At 73.5% G+C, this 26,026-nt stretch carries 24 protein-coding genes and 1 other RNA gene; 12 read left to right on the top strand and 13 right to left on the bottom strand.

Annotated features, from left to right (window positions below; genetic code table 11):
• Window positions 1–35 precede the first annotated feature (35 nt).
• The 3 genes from ACV7NM_RS22380 to ACV7NM_RS22370 are packed head-to-tail and all read left to right on the top strand — an operon-like array spanning window position 36 to window position 2,305.
• Complete coding sequence (locus ACV7NM_RS22380) at window positions 36–797, top strand: SDR family oxidoreductase (protein ID WP_463411939.1); 762 nt, start codon at window positions 36–38, stop codon at window positions 795–797.
• Between the two features lie 43 nt (window positions 798–840).
• Window positions 841–1,716 (top strand): PhzF family phenazine biosynthesis isomerase, encoded by an 876-nt coding sequence (locus ACV7NM_RS22375; RefSeq protein ID WP_463411938.1) that lies wholly within the window; start codon window positions 841–843, stop codon window positions 1,714–1,716.
• A 37-nt stretch (window positions 1,717–1,753) separates the two neighbouring features.
• Window positions 1,754–2,305 (top strand): GNAT family N-acetyltransferase, encoded by a 552-nt coding sequence (locus ACV7NM_RS22370; protein ID WP_463411937.1) that lies wholly within the window; start codon window positions 1,754–1,756, stop codon window positions 2,303–2,305.
• Window positions 2,306–2,345: 40 nt separating this feature from the next.
• Here ACV7NM_RS22370 and yaaA read toward each other — a convergent pair whose 3' ends face one another.
• A complete protein-coding gene (gene yaaA, locus ACV7NM_RS22365; protein WP_463411936.1) occupies window positions 2,346–3,146 on the bottom strand; it encodes a peroxide stress protein YaaA in 801 nt (266 codons plus the stop codon).
• Between the two features lie 185 nt (window positions 3,147–3,331).
• Between yaaA and ACV7NM_RS22360 the strand changes: the two genes are divergently transcribed.
• Both ACV7NM_RS22360 and rnpB read left to right on the top strand, forming a co-directional pair.
• Window positions 3,332–4,774 (top strand): RNB domain-containing ribonuclease, encoded by a 1,443-nt coding sequence (locus ACV7NM_RS22360; protein ID WP_463411935.1) that lies wholly within the window; start codon window positions 3,332–3,334, stop codon window positions 4,772–4,774.
• 63 nt (window positions 4,775–4,837) lie between these two features.
• Window positions 4,838–5,239: RNase P RNA component class A (gene rnpB / locus ACV7NM_RS22355), an RNA gene on the top strand.
• A gap of 59 nt (window positions 5,240–5,298) precedes the next feature.
• Here the strand turns inward: rnpB and ACV7NM_RS22350 are convergent.
• Genes ACV7NM_RS22350 through ACV7NM_RS22340 form a run of 3 tightly spaced genes read right to left on the bottom strand, consistent with a single transcriptional unit; the run spans window position 5,299 to window position 8,185 of the window.
• Window positions 5,299–6,588, bottom strand: a complete 1,290-nt coding sequence (locus ACV7NM_RS22350) for a bifunctional RNase H/acid phosphatase (protein ID WP_463411934.1) — start codon at window positions 6,586–6,588, stop codon at window positions 5,299–5,301.
• Window positions 6,588–7,331 carry a zinc ribbon domain-containing protein gene (locus tag ACV7NM_RS22345; RefSeq protein WP_463414028.1) on the bottom strand — a complete coding sequence of 248 codons (744 nt, stop codon included), beginning with the start codon at window positions 7,329–7,331 and terminating at the stop codon, window positions 6,588–6,590. Before ACV7NM_RS22345 ends, ACV7NM_RS22350 begins: the two co-directional genes overlap by 1 nt.
• Window positions 7,328–8,185: a Nif3-like dinuclear metal center hexameric protein gene (locus ACV7NM_RS22340; protein WP_463411933.1), complete on the bottom strand. Its 858-nt coding sequence runs from the start codon at window positions 8,183–8,185 to the stop codon at window positions 7,328–7,330. Before ACV7NM_RS22340 ends, ACV7NM_RS22345 begins: the two co-directional genes overlap by 4 nt.
• Before the next feature lie 186 nt (window positions 8,186–8,371).
• On the opposite strand from ACV7NM_RS22340, the gene ACV7NM_RS22335 reads away from it, so the two are divergent.
• Complete coding sequence (locus ACV7NM_RS22335) at window positions 8,372–9,436, top strand: hypothetical protein (RefSeq protein WP_463411932.1); 1,065 nt, start codon at window positions 8,372–8,374, stop codon at window positions 9,434–9,436.
• Between the two features lie 48 nt (window positions 9,437–9,484).
• Here ACV7NM_RS22335 and ACV7NM_RS22330 read toward each other — a convergent pair whose 3' ends face one another.
• Genes ACV7NM_RS22330 through ACV7NM_RS22320 form a run of 3 tightly spaced genes read right to left on the bottom strand, consistent with a single transcriptional unit; the run spans window position 9,485 to window position 12,442 of the window.
• Window positions 9,485–10,438, bottom strand: a complete 954-nt coding sequence (locus tag ACV7NM_RS22330; RefSeq protein WP_463411931.1) for a 3-oxoacyl-ACP reductase — start codon at window positions 10,436–10,438, stop codon at window positions 9,485–9,487.
• A 30-nt stretch (window positions 10,439–10,468) separates the two neighbouring features.
• The gene (locus ACV7NM_RS22325; protein ID WP_463411930.1) at window positions 10,469–11,545 is read right to left on the bottom strand and encodes an alcohol dehydrogenase catalytic domain-containing protein; all 1,077 of its coding nucleotides are present in this window, start codon (window positions 11,543–11,545) and stop codon (window positions 10,469–10,471) included.
• A gap of 42 nt (window positions 11,546–11,587) precedes the next feature.
• Complete coding sequence (locus ACV7NM_RS22320) at window positions 11,588–12,442, bottom strand: MaoC/PaaZ C-terminal domain-containing protein (protein ID WP_463411929.1); 855 nt, start codon at window positions 12,440–12,442, stop codon at window positions 11,588–11,590.
• A gap of 250 nt (window positions 12,443–12,692) precedes the next feature.
• On the opposite strand from ACV7NM_RS22320, the gene ACV7NM_RS22315 reads away from it, so the two are divergent.
• Window positions 12,693–13,043 (top strand): response regulator, encoded by a 351-nt coding sequence (locus tag ACV7NM_RS22315; protein ID WP_463411928.1) that lies wholly within the window; start codon window positions 12,693–12,695, stop codon window positions 13,041–13,043.
• A gap of 172 nt (window positions 13,044–13,215) precedes the next feature.
• Here the strand turns inward: ACV7NM_RS22315 and ACV7NM_RS22310 are convergent, their stop codons facing one another.
• From ACV7NM_RS22310 to ACV7NM_RS22295, 4 genes are all read right to left on the bottom strand, one after another.
• Entirely contained in the window at window positions 13,216–14,427 is a 1,212-nt protein-coding gene (locus ACV7NM_RS22310; protein ID WP_463411927.1) for a lipid-transfer protein, read from the bottom strand.
• Between the two features lie 15 nt (window positions 14,428–14,442).
• Window positions 14,443–16,575, bottom strand: coding sequence for an acyl-CoA dehydrogenase (locus ACV7NM_RS22305; RefSeq protein ID WP_463411926.1), 2,133 nt, complete (start codon window positions 16,573–16,575; stop codon window positions 14,443–14,445).
• A 148-nt stretch (window positions 16,576–16,723) separates the two neighbouring features.
• Window positions 16,724–16,984 carry a DUF397 domain-containing protein gene (locus ACV7NM_RS22300; RefSeq protein ID WP_463411925.1) on the bottom strand — a complete coding sequence of 87 codons (261 nt, stop codon included), beginning with the start codon at window positions 16,982–16,984 and terminating at the stop codon, window positions 16,724–16,726.
• Window positions 16,944–17,792, bottom strand: coding sequence for a helix-turn-helix domain-containing protein (locus tag ACV7NM_RS22295; RefSeq protein ID WP_463411924.1), 849 nt, complete (start codon window positions 17,790–17,792; stop codon window positions 16,944–16,946). Before ACV7NM_RS22295 ends, ACV7NM_RS22300 begins: the two co-directional genes overlap by 41 nt.
• Window positions 17,793–17,937: 145 nt before the next feature.
• Between ACV7NM_RS22295 and ACV7NM_RS22290 the strand changes: the two genes are divergently transcribed.
• The 5 genes from ACV7NM_RS22290 (at window position 17,938) to ACV7NM_RS22270 (ending at window position 23,858) form a co-directional block, all read left to right on the top strand.
• Window positions 17,938–19,731 (top strand): serine/threonine-protein kinase, encoded by a 1,794-nt coding sequence (locus tag ACV7NM_RS22290; RefSeq protein WP_463411923.1) that lies wholly within the window; start codon window positions 17,938–17,940, stop codon window positions 19,729–19,731.
• 271 nt (window positions 19,732–20,002) lie between these two features.
• Complete coding sequence (locus ACV7NM_RS22285; RefSeq protein ID WP_463411922.1) at window positions 20,003–20,644, top strand: class I SAM-dependent methyltransferase; 642 nt, start codon at window positions 20,003–20,005, stop codon at window positions 20,642–20,644.
• A gap of 144 nt (window positions 20,645–20,788) precedes the next feature.
• A complete protein-coding gene (locus ACV7NM_RS22280; RefSeq protein ID WP_463411921.1) occupies window positions 20,789–21,763 on the top strand; it encodes an N-acetylmuramoyl-L-alanine amidase in 975 nt (324 codons plus the stop codon).
• Between the two features lie 138 nt (window positions 21,764–21,901).
• Entirely contained in the window at window positions 21,902–22,714 is an 813-nt protein-coding gene (locus ACV7NM_RS22275; RefSeq protein WP_463411920.1) for a DUF5336 domain-containing protein, read from the top strand.
• Window positions 22,715–22,847: 133 nt separating this feature from the next.
• Window positions 22,848–23,858 carry an LLM class F420-dependent oxidoreductase gene (locus ACV7NM_RS22270; protein WP_463411919.1) on the top strand — a complete coding sequence of 337 codons (1,011 nt, stop codon included), beginning with the start codon at window positions 22,848–22,850 and terminating at the stop codon, window positions 23,856–23,858.
• Here the strand turns inward: ACV7NM_RS22270 and ACV7NM_RS22265 are convergent.
• Window positions 23,855–24,247 (bottom strand): hypothetical protein, encoded by a 393-nt coding sequence (locus tag ACV7NM_RS22265; protein WP_463411918.1) that lies wholly within the window; start codon window positions 24,245–24,247, stop codon window positions 23,855–23,857. The two genes, ACV7NM_RS22270 and ACV7NM_RS22265, sit on opposite strands and share 4 nt — an antisense overlap.
• A 36-nt stretch (window positions 24,248–24,283) precedes the next feature.
• Window positions 24,284–26,002 carry an immunity 49 family protein gene (locus tag ACV7NM_RS22260; RefSeq protein ID WP_463411917.1) on the bottom strand — a complete coding sequence of 573 codons (1,719 nt, stop codon included), beginning with the start codon at window positions 26,000–26,002 and terminating at the stop codon, window positions 24,284–24,286.
• Window positions 26,003–26,026 lie beyond the last annotated feature (24 nt).

The raw sequence follows: 26,026 nt of genomic DNA, 5'->3' as shown, positions 1-26,026 counted from the left end.
GGGCGAATGTCCGGTGTGACGTACTCTGCGGCCCCATGAACGCACCTGGGAATAAGATCGCCGTGGTGACCGGGGCCGGCTCCGGCATCGGCCGCTCCGTCGCCCTCGCCCTCGCGGAAGCCGGCTGGTCGGTGGCAGTGGCCGGACGCCGTCCGCAACCCCTGGAGGACACCGCCAAGGCGGCCGGGAACGACGCCGACGTGCTGTGCGTGCCGGCGGACGTGAGCGACCCGGGCGAGGTGAACGCCCTCTTCGAGGCCGTCCGCGCGCGGTACGGGCGGCTCGACCTGCTCTTCAACAACGCCGGTACCTTCGGCCCGGGCGGCGTACCGCTGGAGGACATCACGTACGAGGCCTGGCGCTCGGTCGTGGACGTCAACCTGACCGGCTCCTTCCTCTGCGCGCAGGCCGCCTTCCGCCTGATGAAGGCGCAGGACCCGCAAGGGGGCCGGATCATCAACAACGGCTCCATCTCGGCGCACGTGCCGCGCCCGAACTCCGTCGCCTATACCGCCACCAAGCACGCGATGACGGGCCTGACGAAGTCCCTGTCGCTGGACGGCCGCCCGTACCGGATCGCGTGCGGACAGATCGACATCGGCAACGCGGCGACCGAGATGACGGAGCGGATGCAGAGCGGCATCCTCCAGGCCAACGGGCAGCTGGCCGTGGAGCCGGTGATGGACGCGGCCGACGTCGCGCGCACGGTGGTGCACATGGCCGAGCTGCCGCTGGAGGCGAACGTACAGTTCGCGACGGTGATGGCGACGGCCATGCCGTACATCGGGCGGGGCTGAGCGGCCGGGAATGACAGCCGCCGTCCCGGGAGTTGGGCTGATCATGACTGATACGACGGACCCGGACCCGGTACTGCGCTACACCGCCTTCTCCACCGACCCGGCGGGCGGCAACCCCGCCGGGGTCGTGCTCGACGCGAGCGCGCTGGACGCCGCGGCGATGCTCGCGATCGCGGCGGAGCTGGGCTACAGCGAGACCGCGTTCCTGACCGCCCCGCCCCGGGACCTGGACGCCGAGCCCGGACGGGGCTTCACCCTGCGGTTCTTCAGCCCGAAGGCGGAGGTCTCCTTCTGCGGGCACGCCACCGTCGCCACCGCCGTGGCGCTGGGCGAGCGGATCGGTCCGGGCGAACTCGTCTTCGCGACCCCCGCGGGGACGGTACCGGTCTTGGTGACGGAGGCCGACGGAGGCTTGCGGGCCGTCCTGACCAGCGTCGAGCCGCACACCGAGGCCGTGTCCCCCGAGGACCTGGCGGAGGCGCTGGCCGCCCTGGACTGGCCGGCCGGCGACCTCGACGCGGCCTTCCCGCCGCGCGTCGCCTACGCCGGGGCGCGCCACCTCGTGCTCGGCGCCGCCACCCGTGCCCGCCTCGCCGACCTGGACTACGACTTCGCCCGGCTGGAGGCGCTGATGCGCCGCCTGGACCTCACCACGGTCCAGTTGGTGTACCGGGAGGGCCCGGAGTTGTTCCACGTACGCGACCCCTTCCCGGTCGGCGGCGTCGTCGAGGACCCGGCCACCGGGGCGGCGGCCGCCGCGTTCGGGGCGTACGCGCGCGAGCTCGGGCTCGTCCCGGAGGGCGCGACGCTGACCCTGCTCCAGGGTGAGGACATGGGCCGGCCCGGGGTGCTGACGGTGGAACTGCGGCCGGGCGACGCCCGGGTGCGGGTGGGCGGCGCCGCGGTGGCCATCGCGTGAGGCGTGGCCGAGTGACGGGCGCTACCGCGTGATCGGCGTGTACGAGGTACTTCCGGCCTCGCTCGCCGCGCAGGTGGGGGCGCTGGAGGCGGCGGCCTGGCCCGGCGCCGGGTCGGGCCACGACCCGGCTCTGGCCCCGCGCACCGTGCTCCTGTGGGAAGGGGCCGGGCAGGGGGCGGTGGCGGCCTGCCTGACGCTGCTGCACAAGGAGATCCGGCTCGGCGGCGCCGCCTACCGCGCGGCCGGGCTCAGCTCGGTGGTGACCCGGCCGGACCTGCGCGGGCGGGGTCTGGGGAGCCGCCTGGTGACGGCCGCCCGGGAGGCGCTGGCCGCCGACCCCGGCGTGGACCTGGCCCTCTTCAGCTGCGACCGGGAGCTGACCCCGTTCTACGAGGCGGCCGGCTTCGAGCGCCTAGCCGGCACGGTCCTGCTCGGCGGCACCCCGGACGATCCGCTGCCCAGCGACCGGCCGGGCTTCGACAAGTCCGTCCTCGCGGCCTTCTTCACCCCGCACCCGCAGGCCACCCGCGCGCTGTTCACGGGCGCCCGCATCCCCCTGTACCCGGGACCAAGCGACCGCCTGTGGTAGCGCGGGATGTGGGTCGGCCGGCGGGACGCAGGCATCCGGCTCAGTGGATCTGGGTCACCACCACGTCCAGCGACCACGCCTTCGCCGGCTTGCCCGGCTCCTGCGCCTCCACCACGTACCCCAGCTCCCGCAGCGCCTCCACCAGCTCCGCGGGGCTGCCCGGGAGCGCGCCCGCCAGCAGCAGGTCCCGGACCAGCCGGCCCTTCGTCGCCTTGTTGAAGTGGCTCACCACCGACCGCTTCTCCACCCCGTCGACCATCTGCGAGTGCAGCACCCGCACGGTCGCGGTGCGCCCCGCGACCTCGCCCTTCGGCTTCCAGGCGGACGCGTACGCGGAAGAGCGCAGGTCCAGGACGAGACCCTCCCCGGCCGCCTCGGGCATGACCTCCGCCATCGGCGCCCGCCAGTACGCCCCGAGCGCTCCCAGCCCCGGCAGTTTGACGCCCATCGAGCACCGGTAGGAGGGGATCGCGTCCGTGATCCGCACCGCGCCCCACAGCCCGGAGAACACCAGCAGCGACTGCTCGGCCCTCGCCCGCGCGTGGTCGGGAAGACCGGCCAGGTCGAGGGCGTCGTACAGGACTCCGGTGTAGATCTCCCCGGCGGGCCGCGCGACCGCCGACCGCAGCCCGGCGTTCTTGGCGACCTCGCCGCGCAGCCCCTCGCTCAGGCCGAGCACCTCGCGCGCCTTCACCTCGTCGCCCGCGCACAGCTCGACCAGCTCGTCCAGCACGGCCGCCCGCGCCCCGGCCAGGCCCGGCAAGGACAGCGCCCCCGGGTCCAGCGGTGCGCCGGAGCCCCCGGCGGCCTTTCCCTCGGAGGGCGGCAGCAGCACGAGCACGGTGGTTCTCCTTCGGTACGACACGGCGCGGGGGTGCGGCCCCGGCGCCCAGCGTAAACGGCGCGGCGCAGGCGGCTCGACGCGTCCACACCGTGGGCTCGACGGCGGCACGGCGGCCGGTACGCGGTGGGATCGCGCGGTGGGCTCGACGGGCAGCCCGGCCCCGTCCCCCCTAGGCTCGGTCCATGCCACGCCGTCATCTGCACATGACCGGCGCAGACGGGGCTGCTCTGCGGACCGCGCTGCGCGAACTGCGCACCAGGCTGGGCGTGCCGGCGCAGTTCCCCACCGCCGTGCTCGCCGAGGCCGAACAGGCAGCCGCGCACCCACGCCAGCCCCCGACCGACGTGACCGGCATCCCCTTCTTCACCGTCGACCCGCCCGAATCCGTCGACCTCGACCAGGCCATGCACCTGGCGAAACGTCCCTCCGGCGGTTATCGCGTGCACTACGCGATCGCCGACGTCGCCGCGTTCGTCACCCCCGGCGGAGCCCTCGACACCGAAGCACACCGCCGGGTCACCACCTTCTACTTCCCCGACGAGAAGGTCCCGCTGCACCCGGTCGCGCTCTCGGAGGGGGCGGCCAGCCTGCTGCCCGACCGGACGCGCCCCGCGCTCGTGTGGCGGCTGGACCTGGACGCCGACGGCCGGGTGGAGACCACCGAGGTACGCCGGGCCCTGGTCCGCAGCCGGGCCAAACTCGACTACGCCGGCGTCCAGAAGGCCATCGACTCGGGCACTGCCGAGGAGACCGTGGCACTGCTCAAGGTCATCGGGACGCTCCGCGAGGCCCTGGAGGCGGAGCGCGGCGGCATCTCGCTGGGCGTGCCCGAGCAGGAGGTCGTCGAGCAGGACGGCTCGTACTCCCTCACCTACCGGGCCCCGCTCCCCGCGGACGGCTGGAACGCCCAGATCTCCCTGATGACCGGCATGGCCGCCGCGGACCTCATGCTCGCCGCCGGGACCGGAATCCTGCGCACCCTCCCCAGCGCCCCCGACGGCGCGGTGGGCCGGCTCCGGCGCGTGGCGAAGGCCCTGCGGATCGACTGGCCCCATCACGTCCCGTACGCGGAACTCGTCCGCTCACTCGACCCGTGCCGGCCCGACCACGCCGCCTTCCTCCAGGAGTGCACGACCCTGCTGCGCGGCGCCGGGTACACGTCCTTCACCGGCGGACAGACCCCCGATCCACTCCTGCACGCCGCCGTGGCCGCCCCGTACGCACACTGCACCGCACCGCTGCGCAGGCTCGTCGACCGGTACGCCGGCGAGCTGTGCCTGGCGGCGTCGGCCGGGGTCGAGCCGCCGCAGTGGGCCGTCGCCGCGCTGGGCGCGCTGCCGCGGGAGATGGAGGAGGGCACCCGGTTGGCCAACACGGCCGAGCGGGAGTGCGTGGACCTGGTGGAAGCCGCCCTGCTCAAGGACCGGGTCGGCGAGACCTTCGAGGCTACGGTGATCGACGTCAAGGATCACGAGCCGCGGGTCGGCACGGTCCATCTGGAGGACCCGGCGGTGGTCGGCCGCGTCGAGTCCCCGGCGGCGGAGCTGCCGCTGGGCGAACGCATCCGGGTCCGCCTGACCCGGGCCGACCCCGGCACGGCGAAGATCCTCTTCGCTCCCGCCTAGGTCCCCGTACCCGGGCAGGTCAAGCCGCGACGGCACAGCCGGTAGCATGGTCGACACGACAGACGAGTCGGCCGGACGGCCGCGTCGGGACCTGCGGGTCCCGCCGAGGAACGTCCGGGCTCCACAGGGCAGGGTGGTGGGTAACGCCCACCCGGGGTGACCCGCGGGACAGTGCCACAGAAAACAGACCGCCGGGGGCTTCGGCCCTCGGTAAGGGTGAAACGGTGGTGTAAGAGACCACCAGCGCCTGAGGTGACTCAGGCGGCTAGGTAAACCCCACCCGGAGCAAGGTCAAGAGGGGTCGTTCTCGGACGGCCCTGCGCGAACGTTCGAGGGCTGCCCGCCCGAGTTCGCGGGTAGACCGCACGAGGCCGGTGGCAACGCCGGTCCTAGATGGATGGCCGTCTCCCCGGCGACCGCGAGGTCTCCGGGCGACAGAACCCGGCGTACAGGCCGGCTCGTCTGTCCTCACGCCGACGTCGAAGCCCCCGCCACCCCGTGGCGGGGGCTTCGACGCGTGGGCGTCAACGCAGGTGCGAGGTGTCGTTCAGCAGGCGGACCGAGGCGTTGCCGTCGGCGTAGTAGGCCACCGCCGAGAGGGAGGCGGCCGACAGTTCCATCTTGAACAGGGACTCCGGGGGCGCGCCGAGCGCGAGGCGCACCAGCGTCTTGACCGGGGTCACGTGCGTGACCACCAGCACGGTACGGCCCGCGTACGCGGCCAGCAGGCGGTCGCGGGCGGCGGACACCCGGCGGGTGACGGCGGTGAAGCTCTCGCCGCCGCCCGAGGGGGACGCCTTCGAGGAGTCCAGCCACGCCTGGAGGTCGTCCGGGAACCGCTCCCGCACCTCCGCGAAGGTGAGCCCCTCCCAGGCGCCGAAGTCCGTCTCGCGCAGGCCCTCTTCGACCACGACGGGCAGGCCCAGTCGGTCGGCGACCGCCTGCGCGGTCTCCCGGCAGCGGCGCAGCGGGGAGCTGACGACGGCCTCGACGGTGCCCCGCGCGGCGAGCGCCGCGGCCACCGCGGCGGCCTGGCGGCGACCGGCCGGGGACAGTTCGGGGTCGGTGCCGCCGCTGCCGGAGAAGCGCTTCTGCGGGGTCAGCGCCGTCTCGCCGTGGCGCAGCAGGACGAAGGTGGCCGGGGTACCCATGTCGGGACCCCATCCGGCCGACGGCGCCGCCGTCGCGGGGCCGGGCTCCGCGAAGAGGGTGTCCGCGGCCTGTTCGACCCCCGCGGCGGGTGCGGACGCAACGGAGGAGGCGGCGAGGGCCGCGCGGACGGCGGCCGCCCCGGCCGTGGCGTCGCCGGGAGGGCCCGCGGGCGGCGGGGTCGCCAGGGCGCGCGCCGCCGAGGTGTCCAGGGCGGCGGAGGAGGCCGACGGCTCCCACTGCCGGCCGCGCTTGCCCGCGTCCATGGCCTCGTTGGCGAGCCGGTCGGCGTGCTTGTTGCGCTCGCGCGGGATCCACTCGTACGTCACCTGCGCGCGCGGCAGGATCGTGGCCGCCTCGGTGGCCAGCGGCTTCATGTCCGGGTGCTTGATCTTCCAGCGGCCCGACATCTGCTCGACGACCAGCTTGGAGTCCATCCGTACGAGGACCCACGCGTCGGGGGCCAGTTCGCGGGCGGCCTTCAGCCCGGCGATGAGCCCCTTGTACTCGGCCACGTTGTTCGTCGCGACGCCGATGTACTCGGCGCGCTCGGCCAGCGTCTCGCCGGTGGCCGGGTCGAGGACCACCGCGCCGTAGCCGGCGGGCCCCGGGTTGCCCCGGGACCCGCCGTCCGCCTCCACGACGAACCGGACAAGCGGCGACATCAGATGCCCGAGTCCGCCGTACGGACCAGGATGCGGCCGCAGTTGTCGTGACGGACGACCTGGTCGCGGGCGGCGGCCTTGATCTCGTTGACCTCGGCCATGTCGAGCTCCAGGCGGCAGCCCTCGCAACGGCGCTGGTACAGGCGCGCGGCGCCGACGCCGCCCTGCTTGACGCGGATCTTCTCGTACAGGGCCATCAGTGCCTCGGGCATGGAGGCGACGATGACCTCGCGGTCCTTGGTGATGCCCGCGACCTCGGCGTCGATCTCGGCGGTGGCGGCGTCGCGGCGCGCGGTGGCGTCCGCGAGCTCGGCCTCCAGGCCGGAGACCCGCTCGGTCAGCTCGGTGACGCGCGCCTGCGCGGCCTCCAAGCGCTCCATGACCTCCAGGACCACGTCCTCCAGGTCGCCCTGCCGCTTGGCGAGGGAGACGACCTCGCTCTGGAGGTTGGCCAGGTCCCGGGCGGAGACGCCCGTGCCGGAGTCCAGTCGCGCCTGGTCGCGGGCCGCGCGCTGGCGGACCTGGTCGACGTCCTGTTCCGCCTTGGTCTGCTCCCGCGCGGCGTCGCTGGCCTGCGTCTGGGCGGCGACGAGCAGGTCCCGCTGCTGGGTGAGGTCCTTGGTCAGGGAGTCGACCTCGGCGTGCTCGGGCAGCGACTTGCGCTTGTGGGCGAGCTGAGACAGCCGGACGTCCAGGGCCTGGACGTCGAGAAGTCGGATCTGGTCGGCGGGCTCGGCGTTCAGTTGGGGGCTCCAGGGTTGGTAGAGGAGGTGACGGACGGCGCGTGCGCCGTCCAGGGGTCGGTGACGATGCGCGAGACGTGGGTACGCAGACCCCAGCCGTGGCGCTCGGAGATCGCGTCGAGCTGTGCGGCCGCCTGCTCGCACCAGGGCCACTCGGTGGCCCAGTGGGCGGCGTCGACGAGCGCGAGCGGGCTCTGCTCGCGGGCCTCGGACGCGGGGTGGTGGCGCAGGTCGGCGGTGAGGAAGGCGTCCACGCCCGCGGCGCGGACCTGCGCGAACAGGCTGTCCCCGGAGCCGCCGCTGACGGCGACGGTACGGATCGGTGCGTCGGGGTCGCCGGCGGCGCGGATGCCCTGCGCGGTGTGCGGGAGGCGGGCGGCGGCGCGGGCGGCGAACTCGCGCAGGGTCTCGGGGTGGTCGAGTTCGCAGATCCGGCCGAGGCCCCGGCGGCCCGTGGGGTCGGTCGGGTCGGGCACGAGGGGGCCGGTGACGCGCAGGTCCAGGGCGCCGGCGAGGGCGTCGGAGACACCGGGGTCGGCGGTGTCGGCGTTGGTGTGGGCGACGTGCAGCGCGATGTCGTTCTTGATCAGCGTGTGTACGACGCGGCCCTTGAAGGTGCCCGCCTCGACGGTGGTGGTACCCCGCAGGTAGAGGGGGTGGTGGGTGACGACCAGGTCGGCGCCGAGAGTGACGGCTTCGTCGACGATCTCCTGTACGGGGTCGACCGCGAACAGGACCCGGGTGACTTCGGCGTCGGGGTCACCGCAGACGGTGCCGACGGCATCCCACTGCTCGGCCCGCGCGGGGGGCCAGAGAGCGTCGAGGGCGGCGATGACTTCGCAGAGACGGGGCACGGGCCAAGGCTACCGTCCGTGGCGGCCCCCGGTCGCGGCGCCGGCGGACCCGGCGGCCCACAGCACAACCGCCCCCCGCGCCACACCTGAACCGCCGCGCCGCCACCCGTATGTGTGAAGCGGGGAAGGTCGTGTTGTTCGGCAGGAAGTGCGAAAACTAGCTTCCTCACCGGAGGTGACGCACGGATGACTGTCTGTGCCATCGAGATGACGACGGCTGCCGCGTTCACGATCGCGGCGGACGGGGCGTACGCCGCGCGACTGGCCGGGGAGGGCCAGGCCCGGTACCCGGAGCGCTGGACCCTGGCCGGGCCCGAGCCCTACGCGGTGCCGCTGCCGCTCGCGCAGCCGGAGGAGGCGGACAGCGAAGTGCTGCCGCTGGCCGACGGGCGGGTACTGATCCACCGCCGGGTCGCGCACCTGCACGCCTTCGCGCTGCTGTACCCGACGGGCGGCGCCGGCGTCGGGCCGCGCACCGGCGAACTGCCGCTGGGTTCGATCGAGCCGGACGCGCAGGACGTACGGATCTTCCTGCTGCCGCCGTCCCCGGACGGACACGGCGCCTTCGCCCTCGCGGTGGGCGCCGAGGAGACGGTGCTCTGGCAGGTCGCCGGTGCCCCCGGCGGCCCCCGGCGGGCGGCCCGGGTCCCCGGGCGCTGCTCGGGCGGCGTCTGGCTGGACCGGGCCGGCCGACTGCTGGCGCTGGACCGCGAGCTGGACGGCCGCACCAAGGCGGTGGCCGTCGACCTGGCCCGGGACGGGCAGGTGACCCCGCTGCTCCAGATCGCGGACGACAGCGACGACCGGCTGCTGCTGGCCGAGCCCGACAGCGGGCTGCTGCTGATCCGCTCCGACGCGCCCGGTGAACCCCGATTGGGCTGGGGGGTGCTGGGCAGCGAGCGGCCGGTCCGTTTCCCGGAGTGCCTGCGGGCGGCGGACGCGGTGCCCTTCGCGGTGCAGCCGGGGCAGGTGCTGATGCCGGAAAGCTGCGGGGTGGCGCTGCGGGTGCCCGAGGGCATCGCGCTGTGGCGTCCGGCCGACCGGCGCGTCTTTCGGATCTCCGCGCCGGCGGGGTGGCTGGGTACGGGCCTGTGGACCCCGCAGGGGGTGCTGCGCCTGCCCTACGCCACCGCGCAGGTGCCGTGTGGGGTCGTCACGCTGACCCAGCCGGCGGCCCCGCCGCCCCCGGTCCGGATCACCGCGCCCACGGCCGCACGACCGGTCCCGCTCCAGCAGGCCCCGCTGAACTGAGCCCGGCGCGGCCGGGGTCCGCCGGTCGCGCTCGTCGGGCTCGTCGGGCTAATCGTGTTTGAGGCCCAGGACCTCCGCCGCCGCGAAGGTCTCGTTCGGGGGACGGGAGTCGTAGTGGGGGGTGAGGAGCCCGTCGAGTTCCTCGAAGGTGAACGCCTCCTTGGAGGTGTCGAACTTCGCGGCGACCTTGGGGCGTTCCATCACCGCCACGATCCCGCCGTGCACCACGAACAGCTGCCCGTTGGCCTTCGCGGCGGCCGGTGAGGCGAGGTAGCCGACCAGCGGGGAGACGTGCTCGGGGGCCAAGGCGTCCAGCTTGCCCTCCTCCGGCTCCTGGAAGCCCGCGAACACGTCCTCGGTCATCCGGGTGCGGGCGCGCGGGCAGATCGCGTTGGCGGTGACCCCGTACTTGGCCAGGGCCAGGGCGGTCGAGGTGGTCAGGCCCACGATGCCGCCCTTGGCCGCCGCGTAGTTGGGCTGCCCGGCGCTGCCGCCGAGGAACGCCTCGGAGGAGGTGTTCACGATCCGGCCGTAGACCGGGCCGCCCGACGCCTTGGACCGCTCCCGCCAGTGCGCGGAAGCGAAGTGGGTGGTGTTGAAGTGGCCCTTGAGGTGGACACGTATCACCGAGTCCCACTCCTCCTCCGACATGGAGAAGACCATCCGGTCGCGCAGGATGCCCGCGTTGTTGACCAGGATGTCGAGCTTGCCGAAGCTCGCCACCGCCAGCTCGACCAGCTCGCGCGCCCGCGCGAAGTCGGCCACGTCACCGAGGTGGGCCACCGCCTGCCCGCCCGCGGCCCGGATCTCGTCGGCCACCTCCTGCGCCGGGGCCGCCGACGCCTCCCCGGAACCGTCGCGGCCGGGTTGCCCGAAGTCGTTGACGACCACGCTCGCCCCCAGCCGCGCCAGCTCGATCGCCTCGGCCCGGCCGAGCCCGCGGCCCGCGCCGGTGACGATGGCGCCGAGCCCCTCAAGCGGCCGCTCATGTGGCAGTGACATCTACCGGGTTCCTCTCCTCGGGCTCAGGGTTCAGAGTTCGATGCAGGTGCGCAGGGCCACGCCCGTACGCATCTGGTCGAGGGCGTCGTTGATCTCCCCGAGCCGCACGCGGTGTGTGATCAGGCTCGCCAGGTCCACCCGACCGGCCCGCCACAGCGCGATGGTGCGCTCGTAGGAGCGGAGCACGTCACCGCCCCCGTACATCGAGGGCAGGATCTTCTTCTCGTCGAAGAACAGCGAGAACATGTTGATCGAGTAGTTGTCGTCCAGCGCGCCCGCGCCGACCACCACGACGGAGCCGCCGCGCCGGGTCATCTCGTACGCGGTCTGCGTCGTCGCGGACTTGCCGACCACCTCGAAGACGTAGTCGAAGCCCTCCCCGGAGGTGATCCGGTTCTTGGCGTCGCCGAAGGCGTCCGGCGCGACCGCCTCCGTCGCCCCGAACCGCAGCGCCGCCTCGCGGCGCGAGGCCACCGGGTCGACGGCGATGATCTGCGCCGCGCCCTGCACCTTGGCGCCCTGGATGACGGAGATGCCGACACCGCCGCAGCCGATGACCGCGACGGAGGAACCCGCCTCCACCTTCGCCGTGTTGATCGCCGCGCCGAGCCCGGTGGTCACACCGCAGCCGATCAGGGCGGCGATGTCGTAGGGCAGGTCGTCGGGTATCGGCACGGCGCACGCGGCGGGGACCACCATCTCCTCGGCGAAGGTGCCGGTGCCGGCGAAGCCGAAGATGTCACTGCCCGCGCGGCGGAAGTTCGGGGTGACCACGTTCGAGAAGGACTCCAGGCACAGGTGGCCCTGGCCGCGCTTGCACGCGGGGCAGTGCCCGCACGGCGGCAGCCAGCAGACGAGGACCCGGTCGCCGATCTTGTGGGTGGTCACCCCGTCGCCGACGTCGACGACATCGCCCGAGCCCTCGTGGCCGGGGATGAAGGGCGCGGGCTGCGGCAGTACGCCACTCATCGCGGACAGGTCGGAGTGGCACAGGCCGGTGGCCTTGACGCGGATCTTGACCTTGCCGGGGCCGAAGCCCACGGCCTCCATGTCCTCGACGACCTCCAGCTTGTCCTGGCCGATCTCGCTCTGCAGCGCTGCGCGCACGGTGCGGCTCCTTCGGTTCGTTCGGTTCGTTCGTCAGCGGGCTTACGCGTGTTCCACGACGGTGTCGGCGAGGACCGGCGCGCCGTCCCGTTCCAGGGCGCTCACCGCCACCCGCACCCGGCCGGGCTCCTCCCACATCCGGATACGCAGCGTCTCGCCCGGGAAGACGATCCCGGCGAAGCGCGTGCGGTAGGCGCGGACCCGGGACACGTCTCCCGCCAGGGCGGTGTCGACGACGGCCTTGAGGGTGATCCCGTAGGAGCACAGGCCGTGCAGGATGGGCCGGTCGAAACCGGCGAGCTTGGCGAACTCCGGGTCTGCGTGCAGCGGGTTCCAGTCGCCGGAGAGCCGGTAGAGCAGCGCCTGGTCCTCACGGATGTGCCGCTCCACCGTGCGGTCGGGCGCCCGCTCGGGCGGCTCGGCCTTGACGGAGGGCCCGCGGTCCCCGCCGAACCCGCCTTCGCCGCGCACGAAGATCTGCGCGTCGGAGGTCCACAGCGGCCCGTCGGCGTCCTCGACCTCGGTGCGCAGCACGATCACGGCGGCCTTGCCCTTGTCGTAGAGCGCGGCGACCTTGGCGGAGGAGGTGGCGCTGCCCTTGACGGGGATCGGCCGGTGCAGCTCGATGGACTGGCCGCCGTGCAGGACGGCGGCGAGGTCGACGTCGATCCCGGGAGCGGCCAGGCCGCCCATCATGGCCATGCCGGCGCCGGCGACGGTCGCGAAGCTGGGCAGTACGTGGAGCTTGGACTCCAGGGTGTAGCGCAGTTCGTCGGGGTTGGTGGCGGGCAGGCCGGCGCCGACGCCGAGGTGATAGAGCTGGATGTCCTTGTGGTCCCAGGCGATGTCCCCCCGACGGGGTTCGGCGGCGAGGGCCTTGGCGGCATCGATCGGCATTCGGATGCTGCTCCTTGCTGGCTGAGTGCTCCGTGAGTGGAAGACCTCGGCGCGGTCGTCCGCACCGTCGGCCGCACCGAGGTCGTCTGCGGGCCGCCGCCGACGAGCGGGTAGAACGCGTTCTAGGCGGCCGGTGAGGCCATGTATAACGCACCCCCCAACAGTTGTGAAGACTGCTGACTCAACGTCAGATCATCGGTTCACGGCATGGTTTCGCGGTGCGCGGGGGCCTGGACCCTACCCTGGCGGGATGGACGAAACCGGTCGGTCGCTGCGGGTTCTGTTGTGGCCCGCGAACCCGGCGCTCGCGATGCGGCTGGGCTTGGAGCGGGACATCGAGGTGGTGTCCTCACCGATGGGCCGCCCGGCGGTGGCGCTGGTGGATTCGGTGGACGGGGTCCGGCAGGTCCGGGAGGAAGCGCCGGAGTGCGCGGTCCTGGTGCTGGTGGGCTCCGCCCGGCCGGGCCTGCGGGAGGCCGCCCTGGCGGCGGGTGCGGCGGGGCTGGTCCTGAGGGACGGCCCGGTCACGGACCTGGCCCTGTCCCTCCACCGCGCCTCCCGAGGCGAACCGGTGATCGACCCCGCCCTGGACGTCCCGTAGCGGCCGACCCCGCCCCGCCGGCTTGACGCGACCGCTCCAGGGCGGCCGACTCCGGCCCCGCCGGCGGCCCGGGCCCGGATCCAGGCATTCCAGCCCCGCCGGCGTTTGAGGCGCGGGGTCCGGGGCGGAGCCCCGGGAAACCCGGCGCAGCCGGGACCCCACACGGCGGCGGCTACCGCCGCAGCAGCGTCACCACCGCCGCGCCGCCCAGGCCGATGTTGTGCGCGAGCCCCACCCCCGCCCCGGGGACCTGACGCGCGCCGGCCTCGCCCCGTAGCTGCCACACCAGCTCCGCCGCCTGCGCCAGCCCCGTCGCCCCCAGCGGGTGGCCCTTGGAGATCAGGCCCCCGGACGGGTTCACCACCCACCGTCCCCCGTACGTCGTGGCCCCGCTCTCCACCAACTCCCCGGACCCTCCCTCCGCGCACATCCCGAGCGCCTCGTACGTCAGCAACTCGTTGATCGAGAAGCAGTCGTGCAGCTCGATCACGTCCACGTCCTCGACGCCCAGCCCCGACGCCTCGAACACCGCCCGCCCCGCCGCCGCCGACATCGGCTTGCCGACCACGTCGATGCACGAGCCCGACGCGAACGACGCCGCCGTGTCCGTCGTCATCGCCTGCGCCACGATCTCCACCGCCTTGTCGTGCAGCCCGTGCGCGACCAAGAACCGCTCCGACACCACCAGCGCCGCCGCGGCCCCGTCCGAGGTCGGCGAACACTGCAACTTCGTCAGCGGCTCGTGGATGGTCTTCGCCGCGAGGATTTCCTCGACCTCGTACACGTCCCGGAACTGCGCGTTCGGGTTGTTCGCCGAGTGCCGGTGGTTCTTCGCCGCCACCGCCGCCAGTTGCCCGGGCGTCGTCCCGTACCGCTCCATGTGCTCCCGTGCGGCGTTCCCGAAGATCTGCGCGGTGGGCGGCGACATCTCGAAGCCGTGCCCGGCGGCCATGATCCCGTAATGGCGCGCGACGGGCGAGACCTTGAAGGGTTCATCAGCGGCTCCGCCGCGGGCGCCCCCGTCGGCGCCGCCGCCCAGCGCGCCCTTCTTCATCTTCTCGAAGCCCAGCGCCAGCACGCAGTCGTTCAGGCCGCCCTCCACGAACTGCCGCGCCATCATCAACGCCGTCGAGCCGGTCGCACAGTTGTTGTTCACGTTGTAGACGGGCACCCCGCTCAGCCCCAGCTCGTACACCGCCCGCTGCCCGGCCGTCGACGCCTGGAAGCAGTACCCCACGGGCACCTGTTCCACCAGCTCGTACGCGATCCCCGCATCCGCCAACGCCGCGCTCCCCGCCTCCTTCGCCATGTCCCAGTACTGCCAGTCCCGCGACTCCGGCTTCTCGAACTTCGTCATGCCGACGCCCACGATGTACGACTTCATCCCTGCCACTCCTCTTCAGTCCCTGGGAAGGCCGAGGATCCGCTCGGCGACGACGTTCGACTGGACCTGGGTGGTGCCTCCGGCGATGGTCAGGCAGCGGGACATGAGCATGCCGTGCACCGCCCGCTCCCCCGCCCCCTCACACACCGCGCCCGCCGGCCCCAGCAGTTCCAGCGCCAGTTCGGCCAGCCGCTGCTGGTGCGAGGTCTGGACGAGTTTGCGTACGGAAGCGCCCGCGCCCGGCTCCAACCCCGAAACCTGCCGGAGCGTGGTCCGCAGGCCGATGCAGGCCAGCGCGTGCGCCTCGGCCGCCAGCGCGCCGACCCGCGCCCGGTACGAGTGGTCCGGCCCGGCGGCGCAAGCGGCGATCAGCGTCTCGAGTCCGGTGTCGAAGGTCATCTGGTCGGCCATGTGTACGCGTTCGTTGCCGAGCGTGTTGCGGGCCACCTTCCAGCCCTCCTCGGGCGCCCCGACCAGCGCGTCGGCCGGGAGCGCGACATCGTCGAAGTAGACCTCGTTGAACAGTGCCTCTCCGGTGATCTCCCTGAGGGGCCGGATGTCGATGCCGGGCGTGCGCATGTCGACGACGAAGTACCCGAGACCCTTGTGCTTGGGCACTTTGGGGTCGGTCCGGGCGAGGAGGATGCCGAAGTCGGCGCTCTGCGCGGAACTCGTCCACACCTTCTGTCCGTTGACGATCCAGCCGCCCCCCTCCACCGGTTCCGCCCGGGTCCGCAGCGAGGCGAGGTCCGAGCCCGCGCCCGGCTCCGAGAAGAGCTGGCACCAGGTGACGTCCCCGCGCAGGGTGGGCAGCAGGTACGTCTCCCGCTGGCGCGCGGAGCCGTAGGCGATCAGCGAGGGCACGACCCAGGTGGCGATCCCGAGATCCGCGAGCCGGACCCCGGCCGCCGCCAGTTCCTGCTGCACCACCAGTTGTTCGACGGGTCCGGCGCCCAGGCCGTAGGGCGGCGGCAGGTGGGGGGCGGCGTAGCCGGTCGACGCCAGGGCCCTGCGGGCGGCGGCCGGATCGAGGCCCCGCGCCTCCCCGATGACGCCACGGGCCCTGGCTCGGTACGCCTGCGCCTCCTCCGGGAGGTCCAGCCGCAGCTCCCGCCGCGCGCCGGCCGCCGCGTACCCCGCGGCCCGTGCGCGGTGCGCGTCGCCGGGGCCGAGGAGCTGGCGGGCGACGACGGCCCGGCGCAGGTGGATGTGCGCGTCGTGCTCCCAGGTGAATCCGATCCCGCCGAGCACCTGGATGCAGTCCTTGGCGCAGGAGTAGGCGGCGTCCAGGGCGGTCGCGGCGGCGAGCGCCGTCACGAGCGAGCGCACGCCTCCCGGTTCGTCCAGGACCCGGGCGGCGTCCCAGGCCAGCGCCCGCGCCTGCTCCAGCCGTACCAGCATGTCGGCGCACAGGTGCTTGACGCCCTGGAACCGCCCGATGGGCCGGCCGAACTGTTCGCGCACCTTCGCGTACTCGGCGGCGGTGTGCACCGCCCAGGCGGCGGTCCCGCAGGCGTCTGCGGCGAACAGCGCGCAGGCGGTGTCCCGCACCAGGTCGGAGTCCAGCGCCGACAGCGGCCCGGCCGGTACGACGACCCCGCGCGCCCGCACCTCGGCGGTGGGCCGGGTCGGGTCGGCGCTGTCGTGCGTACGGATCTCCAGGGCGGTGGCGTCGACGGCGAACCAGAGCGTCCCCCGCTCGCTCTCGGCGGCGAGGAGCACGACCTCCGCCTCCCCGCCCCCGAGCACGGGCGGCGCCAGACCGTCCAGCACATGCCCGCCGCCTTCGACGGCGACGGCGGTCAAGCTCCCGGGCCCGAGCGCGACGGCCCCCACCCGCCCGCCGAGCGGCTCGGCCCCGGCCCGCTCCAGGAGTACGGACGCCAACGCGCTCGGCAGGTACGCCCCGGGCAGCGCCGCCCGGGCGGCCTCCTCCACGACGACGGCGAGGTCGAGCAGGGCCCCGCCCTCCAGGTGCGGGAACAGCAACCCCGAGTCGGCCAGGGCGTCCCAGTACCCGGGCCGCACCCCGGTCCGCGGCGGGGCGTCGAGCAGCTTGCGCACTTCCTCGCCCGGCACGTCCCGCGCGAGCCGCCCGCGCACGGCGTCGACCAACTCCGCTTGCTCTTGCGTGATTCCGATGCCCATGCGCGGCAGATTAGAACACGTTCCATTCTGACGGAAGGTCAGATCACTGCCGGTTCCGGCCGATCTCGCCGCCTGGCCCCGGGCACGACAAAGGCCCGGCCCCGGCGAGAGGAGTCGACCTCACACCGGAACCGGGCCCGGAAACCGTTCAGAGACCGCGCACGAACTCCGCGAAGGCGTCGGGGCTCACGGTGAAGGCGGGCCCGCCGGGGTTCTTGGAGTCCCGTACGGCGACGAGGCAGGGCTGGGCGGCGACCTCGACGCATTCACCGCCGTTGCTGCCGCTGTACGAGGACTTACGCCACTCGGCGCCGCCAAGCGGGGCGCACTCGACGCAGTCGCCGCCGGTGTCGCCGCTGTACGAGGACTTACGCCACGACGTGCCCGTCATGTGCTGGATGGTGTCCATGCCGCTCCTCCATTACGCGGGCGATCCGCGCCGCCGACTCCTCCACGGAGAGGGCGGCAGCCTGCAAAAGATCGTATCGGAGCGAACCCTCCCTGAACGCTTGCGGATTGGCCGTCATATGGCCCTGGACGAAGTCCTCGGTATAGACGAGATCATGCCCGTCATCGAGCCGCAAGAGATTGAACTGCCCCATCAGCCCGACATGCGCCCCCGCCTCGAACGGCAGGATCTGCACCTGCACCCACTCCCGCCGCTGCTGCTCCAGCACATGGGCCAGCTGCTCCCGCATGACTTCCCTGCCGCCAATCTCCTGGTGCAGGGCGGCTTCGCTCATCACCACCCACATCAGCGGCGGGTCCTCACGCTCCAAGATCCGCTGCCGGTCCATCCGCGCGGCCACCTTCGCGTCGAGGTCGCCGTCGCTCCGCGACCCCAGCACCGCCCGCGCGTACGCCGGGGTCTGCAGCAGTCCGTAGATCAGCTGAGCCTGGAAGGTGGAGATGTACCCCGCCCGCGCCTCCATCTCGGCGTACGCCTGGAACCACGTCGGCAGCTGGCTCCGTAGCACCAGGCCCACCAGCCGGGAGAAGAAGCCATCGGTGTCGAGCGCCGCGTCCACCCGCTCGGAGAAGTCCCGGGTCGGCACCCTGCGAGCCTTTTCGATCATGTGGATCAGTGATCCGGTGCAGAAGACGCGGCTCCCGAGCTGCGCCTGCTTCAGTCCGGCGGCCTCCCGGAAGCGGCGCAGTTCGGCGCCGTAGTAGTCCAGCGGAGAGGCGCTGGGATCGAGGTCGCGCGGCTGAGGCATGGGACGACACCCCCAAGTACACGCCGTGAGGCGTAGGTTCCGGTCTGTAGTCGAGCGTAGGGGGCCGGTGGCGCCGAGGGACCGGAACGGCCGGAGATAATGCTCTGCCGGGGCGGCAGATCATGGCATTACGGGGGCCGAGGGCGTGCGGGAACGGATCGAAGACCGGTACGAGCTGGAGGCGTTGCTCGGGCAGGGCGGATTCGGTGAGGTCTGGCGGGCGCGGGACGAGCGGGTGGGCCGCCTGGTCGCGGTGAAGATCGGGTATCCGCAGACCCCCGAGGACGCCCGGCGCTTCGAGCGGGAGGCGAGCCTCGCGGGGAACCTGGCGCACCCCCACATCGCCACCGTCCACGACTTCGGCCGTACCCCGCACGCCGGGCGGGACGCGGTGTACCTGGTGATGGAGCTGCTCCGGGGCCGCAGCCTGGACAAGGTGCTGGCCGAGGGCGTGCCCGCGCTCGCCGACACCCTGGCCTGGACGGCGCAGATCGCGGAGGCGCTGGAGGCCGCGCACCGGGCGGGGATCGTGCACCGCGACATCAAACCGGGGAACGTGGTCGTCAGCGACGAGAGTCGGGCGGCGAAGGTCCTGGACTTCGGCATCGCCAAGTCCCAAGGGGCGGCGGGGACCGACCTCACCGGCACCGGGATGGTCATCGGCTCCTTCCCCTACATGGCGCCGGAGCGCTGGACCGGCGGCGCGAACGGGGTTCCCGTCGACGGGCGGGCCGACCTGTACGCGCTGGGCTGCCTGCTGATGGAGTTGCTGACCGGCGAACGCCCCTTCACCTCGCAGGAGATGCATGAACTCCTCGCGCACCACCTGCACACCGTTCCGCCCGCCCCTCGGTCACGCAGGCCGGAACTCCCGGCGGCGCTGGACCCGCTGGTGCTCGGGCTGCTGGCGAAGGACCCCCGGGACCGTCCGGCGACCGCGCGGGAGGTGGCGGACCGGCTCGCGGAGATCGCCCGCACCCCGGCGGCCCCGGCCGGGGTGCCGCCCGTACCGGCGTACTCGCCCACGGTGCACGTCGCCGCGGCGGAATCGGCCGAGGAGGCCGTCCGGGCGCTGATGACCCGTCGGCTGGAGCAGCTGCTGGACGGTGCTCCGGCCGGCCGGGAGCAGCGGCTCGGCGACCTGGTGTCCGACCTGACGGAGGAGTTCGGTCCGAACGACCCGTTGACGGTACGGGGTGCGTACGGGTGGGCGATGAGCGTGCGCGAGAAGTCCCCCGCCGAGCTGGAGCGCGTGCTGCCCCGGATGATGCGGGTCCTGGGAGTGGAACATCCGTACACGGTCTCGGCGCGCGCCGTCTGCCTCGGCGAGGCGGCGGCCTACGGGTCCGGGGACGGTCGCCGGCTCGTCAAGGAGCTGGAGGAGGTCATCGGGCAGGCGCAGCGGGTGCTGGGGCCGTACGACCCCGTCACGCTGACGGCCCGCTACCACCTGTTCGCGGCGGTCCAGCGGGGCGCGGGCACCCTCGGCGGGACCTGGGCGCCGCGTCCCCGCGAGGAGGCGGAGCGCGAGCGGGCGGTGCTGGGGCCGCTGCTGCCCGATCTGGAACGGGGCTTGCCGTCCGACAGCCCGATCCTGCTGGACGTCCGCCGCCGGCTCGCCCACGACGCCTGGCTGGTGGGTGACTTCGGCACGGCCGCGGCCCTTTACCTGCGGCTGTACCGGGATCCCGAGGCCCTGGTGGCGAGGGGGGACGCGGAGGTGGCGTACCGGGTGCTGCGCAGCATCGGGGAGTCGGGAGATCCCGGCTATGCGCTGGCCCTGCTCAAACTGCTGCTGCACAGGCTGGAGGTCCATGTCGGAGGGGCCCACTGGCTGACGCAGCGGGTCCGGGAGACGCGGAGCGATCTCCGCCGCGCGCAGCGGGAGCAGCGCCGCTCCGCCGGAACGGGCACCCTGCCCCGCCTCTTCGGCCGCTGACGGGCCGCGGCCGGTGGGCCCCGGGCCCCGCTCGGGGTCGGGCCGTCGGACCGCCCCCTTCCGGAACCACCGCCGACACCCCCCTTCCGGAACCACCGCCGCACCCCACCCCGGCCGGCCAAACGCAGCCTCGCCGGCGTTTGAGGCGCGAGGCCGTCCACGGGGGCAGCGCCCGGGGGGACGGCGCCGCCCGCTACCCCGGCCGTGACGTCCTACCAGCCGGTAGGGCACCATGGGCCGCCACGCCACCCCGCCCAGCAGGAGGAACACCATGGCCAGCCCCAAGCCGGAGACCCTCGCCGCCTTCGAGGCCGCCAAGGGGTTCATGCCCGTGGGCGAGGGGCTCGCCCTGTACGCAGCCGCGACCGAGGCCGCCGCGCTCGGGCTGCCGTTGCTGGAGGTCGGCACGTACTGCGGGCGGTCCACCATCCTGCTCGCCGACGCCGCCCGTGAGGCGGGTGTGGCCGCGCTGACCGTGGACCACCACCGGGGCAGCGAGGAGCAGCAGCCCGGCTGGGAGTACCACGACGCGACGGTGGTGGACCCCGAGGTCGGGCTGATGGACACGCTGCCGACCTTCCGCCGCACCCTGCACCGGGCCGGCCTGGAGGAGCACGTGATCGCGATCGTCGGCCGGTCCCCGCAGGTCGCGGCGGCCTGGGGCGGCCCGCTCGGCCTCGTCTTCATCGACGGCGGCCACACCGACGAGCACGCGAACGGCGACTACGAGGGCTGGGCCCCGCACCTGGCCGTCGGCGGCACCCTGGTGATCCACGACGTGTTCCCGGACCCGGCCGACGGCGGACAGGCCCCGTACCGGATCTACCTGCGCGCCCTCGCCTCCGGCGCCTTCGAGGAGGTCTCGGTGACCGACTCGCTGCGCGTGCTGCGACGCACCGGCGCAGGCGTCTAGACGATCACCCCGCCCGGGCCGCGGGTATACGCCCCGCCCGGGCGGCGGGCATAACCCGCACAGGGTCTCGGGCATATAAACAGACCACGCCCTCGGATGGCCCAGCCCGGGCCTCCCGGGACGGGGCCGGTCTAGCATCGCGACGTGCGCTACGACGAGAGTCCCCCGCCCCCAGAGTCCGCCTCCTCGATCAGTCCGGACCGGCGCTGGTTCATGCGCCGCTCCGCCCTCACCATCGCGGTCGCGTCCCTCGCCCCGGCCGCGCTGGCGGCCTGGGTGTTGACCCAGACGCTCACCGGGTCCGGCCAGGACCGACAGCCGCCCCCGGCCGCCGCGTTGCCCGCCTCCCACGCCACCCACCTGGACGGCAAGCCGAACCCGGCCACCGGCGCGGCCGGTGCCACCCCCACCGGCGGCTCCCCCTCCGCGCAGCCGCCCGCCAAGGGCCCGCTGGCCGGCCGGACCGTGGTCGTCGACCCCGGCCACAACACCGGCAACTTCGACCACACCACCGAGATCGACCGCCAGGTGGACATCGGCACCAACCGCAAGGAGTGCGACACCACCGGCACCACCACCAACTCGGGCTATATGGAGGCCGAGTTCACCCTGGACGTGTCCCGTCGGCTGCGCACCCTGCTGGAGGCCAAGGGCCTCAAGGTGGTGTTCACCCACGAGACGGACCGCGCCTGGGGTCCGTGCATCGACGAGCGGGCCCGCATCGGCAACGAGGCGAAGGCCGACGCCGTCGTCTCCGTCCACGCCGACGGCGTCTCCGAGGGCAACCGCGGTTACCACGTGATCCTCCCGGCCGAGGTCAAGGGCGGGAAGGCGGACACCGCGAAGATCGTGGAGCCCTCCCGGCTGCTCGGCGAACGCATCGCGCGCAACTTCGCCCGCACCACGGGTTCGAGCCCCGCCAACTACCTCGGCAGCGGAACCGGTTTGGTGATCCGCGACGATCTGGGCGGACTGAACCTCTCAACCCGGCCCAAGGTGTTCATCGAATGCGGCAACATGCGTGACAGCAAGGACGCGGCGCAACTGACCAACCCGCAGTGGCGCCAGAAGGCGGCACAGGGGATCGCGGACGGCATCGTCGGCTTCCTCGGCGGGTAGTCCTACCGGGGCGGTCCGCCGCCCCGGCCCGCTCGGCCACGGAAAACCTCCGTACCATGGTGCCGCCCGCCCCGCTCCAGCCCTGATCTGCGACCGCGGCACCACGAGACGACCGAGAACGAGAAGGACACCTAAGACGTGAACATCCGCTCCCTCACTCGAGGCGACGGCGTGGTGATCGGAGCAGCGGTGCTGCTGTTCATCGCCTCGTTCCTCGATTTCTACACCGTCACCGGCGCCGACATGCCGAGCGTGTGGAACACCGACTACAGCGGCCTCGCCCTGCCGGCCATCTTCCTGCTCGGCTTCGTCGCGGCGGGGCTGCTGATCGCCGCCCGCTTCCAGCCGGAGTCCCGCAAGGTCCTCGGTCTGCCCCTGGCCGCCTGGGGCACGGTGCTCGCCGTCGCCGCCGCCTGGAACGCGCTGTGGTCGCTGATCGTCTGCCCGTCCCGGCTGGACCTCGGCGCCGGCTGCATCCTGTCCTTCCTCGCCGTCCTCGCGCTGGCCGGCGTGGCCGTCGCCGGGCCGATGATCCCGGCGCTGGCCGGTCAGCTCGTCCCCGAGCCGCGGCCGGCGGCCGTCCCGCCGTACGGGGGCCAGCCCGGCGCCGGTTACGGATACCCGGGCGCCCAGCAGCAGCCGTACGGTGCCACCCCGCAGCCGGTCCCGCCGTACGGCGGCACGCCGACGCCCGGCCCCGGTCCGCACGACGCGACCCCGACCCCGGCCCCGACCCCCGCGCCGGCGGCGGACTTCTCCCCGTTCTGGTTCGCCGTCCCGGTGGCCCGTCCGCTCCTCCCCGAGGACGGCTCGCCCACCCCGATCGCGGAACTCGCCCCCGGCACCTGGTACCTGGCCGTGGAGCAGCGCGGCGATTCCACCCTGGTCGCCCAGACGCAGGACGGCCGCCGCGGCGTCCTGAACGACACCTCGGGCATCCAGCGCGGGTAACCCCCGGACGCCCCGACGGCCCCCCGCCCTTCCGGGTGGGGGGCCGTTGCCCTACAGTCTCCTGACGCATCGTCAGGTGAAGGCCGTCACCGGACTCGCCGGGGCTTCACCGGGACTCACAGGGGGACCGCACATGCGCCTGGGACTCGCACTCGGCTACTGGGGCCGCGGCCCCGGCCCGGACCACCTCGCCCTGGCGAAGGAGGCCGAGCGGCTCGGGTACGACTCGGTGTGGACCGCCGAGGCCTGGGGCTCGGACGCCTTCACCCCGCTGACCTGGATCGCCGCGCACACCTCCCGCATCCGGCTCGGCACCGCCATCGCGCAGATGGCCGCCCGCAGCCCCACCGCCACCGCCATGCACGCCCTGACCCTGGACCACCTCTCGGGCGGCCGGATGATGCTGGGCCTCGGCCTGTCGGGGCCGCAGGTGGTGGAGGGCTGGTACGGGCGCCCGTTCCCCGCGAGCCCGCTCACCGCGACCCGGGAGTACGTGGACGTCATCCGCCAGGTGCTGCGCCGCGAGGCCCCCGTCCGCCTCGACGGCCGCTTCCACAGCCACCCGTACAGCGGCGCGGACGGCACGGGCGTCGGCAAGCCCCTGAAGTCCATCACCCACCCGCTGCGCGCGGAACTGCCGCTCCTTCTAGGCGCGGAGGGGCCGAAGAACATCGCCCAGACGACCCGGATCGCGGACGGCTGGCTCCCCCTGTACTGGTCGCCGAGCCGCCCCGATGTCTACGCGGCCTCGCTCACCACGCTCCCCGAGAACTTCGTGATCGCGCCGATGGCCCGCGCCGAGGTCTGCGACGACGTCGCGGAAGGGCTGCTGCCGGTGAAGGCGATGCTGGGCTTCTACATCGGCGGCATGGGCCACGCCGCCCGCAACTTCCACGCCGACCTGATGGCCCGGATGGGCTACGAGGAGGAGGCGCGCCGCATCCAGGAGCTCTTCCTGGCCGGCCGCAAGGAGGAGGCCGTGCTGGCGGTCCCCGACGCGTTCGCCGACGAGATCTCCCTGATCGGACCGCGCGGGCGGATCGCGGAGCGCCTCGACCTCTGGCGCGAGGGCCCGGTCACCGACCTCCTCCTCACCGCCCCCGACCCCCACACTCTGCGCGTCCTCGCGGAGCTCAACAGCTAGGGCGTCTCCACGGGTGCCTCCGGCACGGCCGCGAGCAGTTCCCGAAGGTCCGGCGACATCACGGCGATCTCGATGGCGGGGCCGGTCGGGAGGGCGCAGGTGACGATGCGGGAGCCGGGGTTGATGGAGAGGCCCTCCCGCACCGACGGCGGCCGGACGGCGGTGGCGCGGGCGCCGGTGAGGTCGACGGCCGGGCCCCGCCAGGTGAGACGGGCCGCGCCTTGTTCGACCTCCACCCGGCCGGGCCGCCAGCGTCCCCGGCCCGCCGGCCGGCGGGCCATGCAGGGGATGCCGGCCGGGGAGCCGGCCGCCGCACGTCGGCGCTGTAGGCGCCGGACCAGCCAGCCCGTCAGCGCGGCCAGGACGGCGAGGAAGAGGAATCCGAACATCCGCTCATCTTGGGTTCCGCCCGGCCACGGCACAAATCACGAGGGGGCCCCGGCGTCGGGGATGGTCTCGATCCGTTCCCGATTGAGCAGGTAGGCGGGCAGATGGGGCTGCTTCGGGTCGACGGGGAACCCCCGGTCGTAGGCGATGCTCGCCATCGCGAGCGGCCCCAGTGCCACCCGGGCCCGCGGCGCGGCCGAGTTTCCCCAATAGCCGCCGTGCTCCGCGAGGGCTTCGGCGAGCGCCTGGGCGAAGGCGTCGTGGTCGCCCGTGACGAGGCGGTGGAACAACGCGATCGGCTGGTAGTCGACGCGGTTCACGAAGTCCTTCGGCGCGTGCGTCAGGTTCTCGGGCATCGAGGTCCGCATGGTGGCGAGCAGTTTCCCCACGACGTCGTCCATGGACCCCCGGCGAGAGAGGTACGTGTGCAGGGTGTCGACCCAGGCCAGGACGTACTCGTCGACGGAGTCGTCCTCCCGCAGTCTCTCCAGGGGCACCCGGCACAGCAGGCCGACCCGCTCCGTCTGGCGGCACACGATCGCCAGGTAGAGGGCGTCGAGCCAGGCGCGGGCGTCGGCGGGCGGTTCGGCGGGCGTCTCGGGCAGGTCCCTGACGAGGTCCTCGCCCAGCCGGCACTCCTGGGGCTGCGCGCCGCAGAACAACGCGGAGCCGAGCTGCACGGCGGTGGCCCAGGCCTCCCACGTGTCGATCCACGCCCCGTCGGGGTCGTCCGCGCAGTGGGCGTGGGCGAGGGCGAGGGCGGAGCCGAACGCGTCACCCAGCCCCGCCGGGTCCTGGTCGAGACGCCCTATCGACTCGGCGGTGGTCTGCGTGAGCGCGTCGATGTCGGGTGCCCCGGTCGCGGCGCGGCCGGCGAGCCGGCCGGCGCGGTCGAGGCGGACCAGGCCCTTCATCAGGGCGAGCAGCGGCGGCGGGGGCCGCAGGGAGAAGGTGCGGGTGGCCTCGTCGAAGACGGTCAGGGACGTCAGGCCTCCGTCGTGCCACCAGTAGACCTGCGGGGACAGCCCGCCCGGCCCGTCGCCCCAAGCCCCCAACGCGTAGGCGGCGAGGGAGTTGAGGGCGTCGACCACCGATCCGTCGGCGATCGGGTGGTACACGAGGTTGTGCCGACTGGGAACGACGACCAGGGCGCCGGCCTCCGGGAGCGGCTCCCCGATGACCTGCCGTGCCACCTCGGACAGGTACAGGGCCTTGGCGGCGACGAAGTGCGAGTCGCCGTAGACGGAGTACAGCCTCGCCCCTCCCTCGCCGGGCACCTCCGCCGACTCGACGGGCACACGCCTCAGGTTCGCGTACGCCGCACGACCCAGCTCCCCGAGCCCGGCGCGCTCCACGTCCCGGTCCGTGAGGATGCGCACGCTCGTGGGGCCGTCGAGGGCGTAGGCGAAGACGAGCCCGTCGGCCACCACGCGCGCGTACCGCATGACAGCGGCCAGTTCGGGGGTGAACGCCCCCGTGGGCAGCAGCCGGACGTGCGCGCCCCGCAGCAGCTCCTCGGCGCTCTCCTCGCCTTGTCCGCCGGTCGCCAGGGCGGCGAAGTGCGCGGCGACCAGGTCGGGCCAGTGGTCCTGCGGCACCTGACGGCACCTGTGCGCCAGGTTGTGCAGTGAGTGGTGGAGGCGGTCGCGGGCGTAGGAGGCGGTGAGCTCCCGCAAGCGGGCCGCCTGCGCGACGGTCAGCATCGGCAGTTCGGAGTCCGGGGCGTCCGAGGGGTGAAGGGCGTCGTCTCGTGTCACACCCCGACCCTACGAGGCGGGTGT

The organism is Streptomyces sp. Tek67B01, from assembly GCF_055231995.1.
The sequence above is the reverse complement of the archived record's forward strand: the minus strand, read 5'-3'. Positions and strand labels throughout refer to the sequence as shown.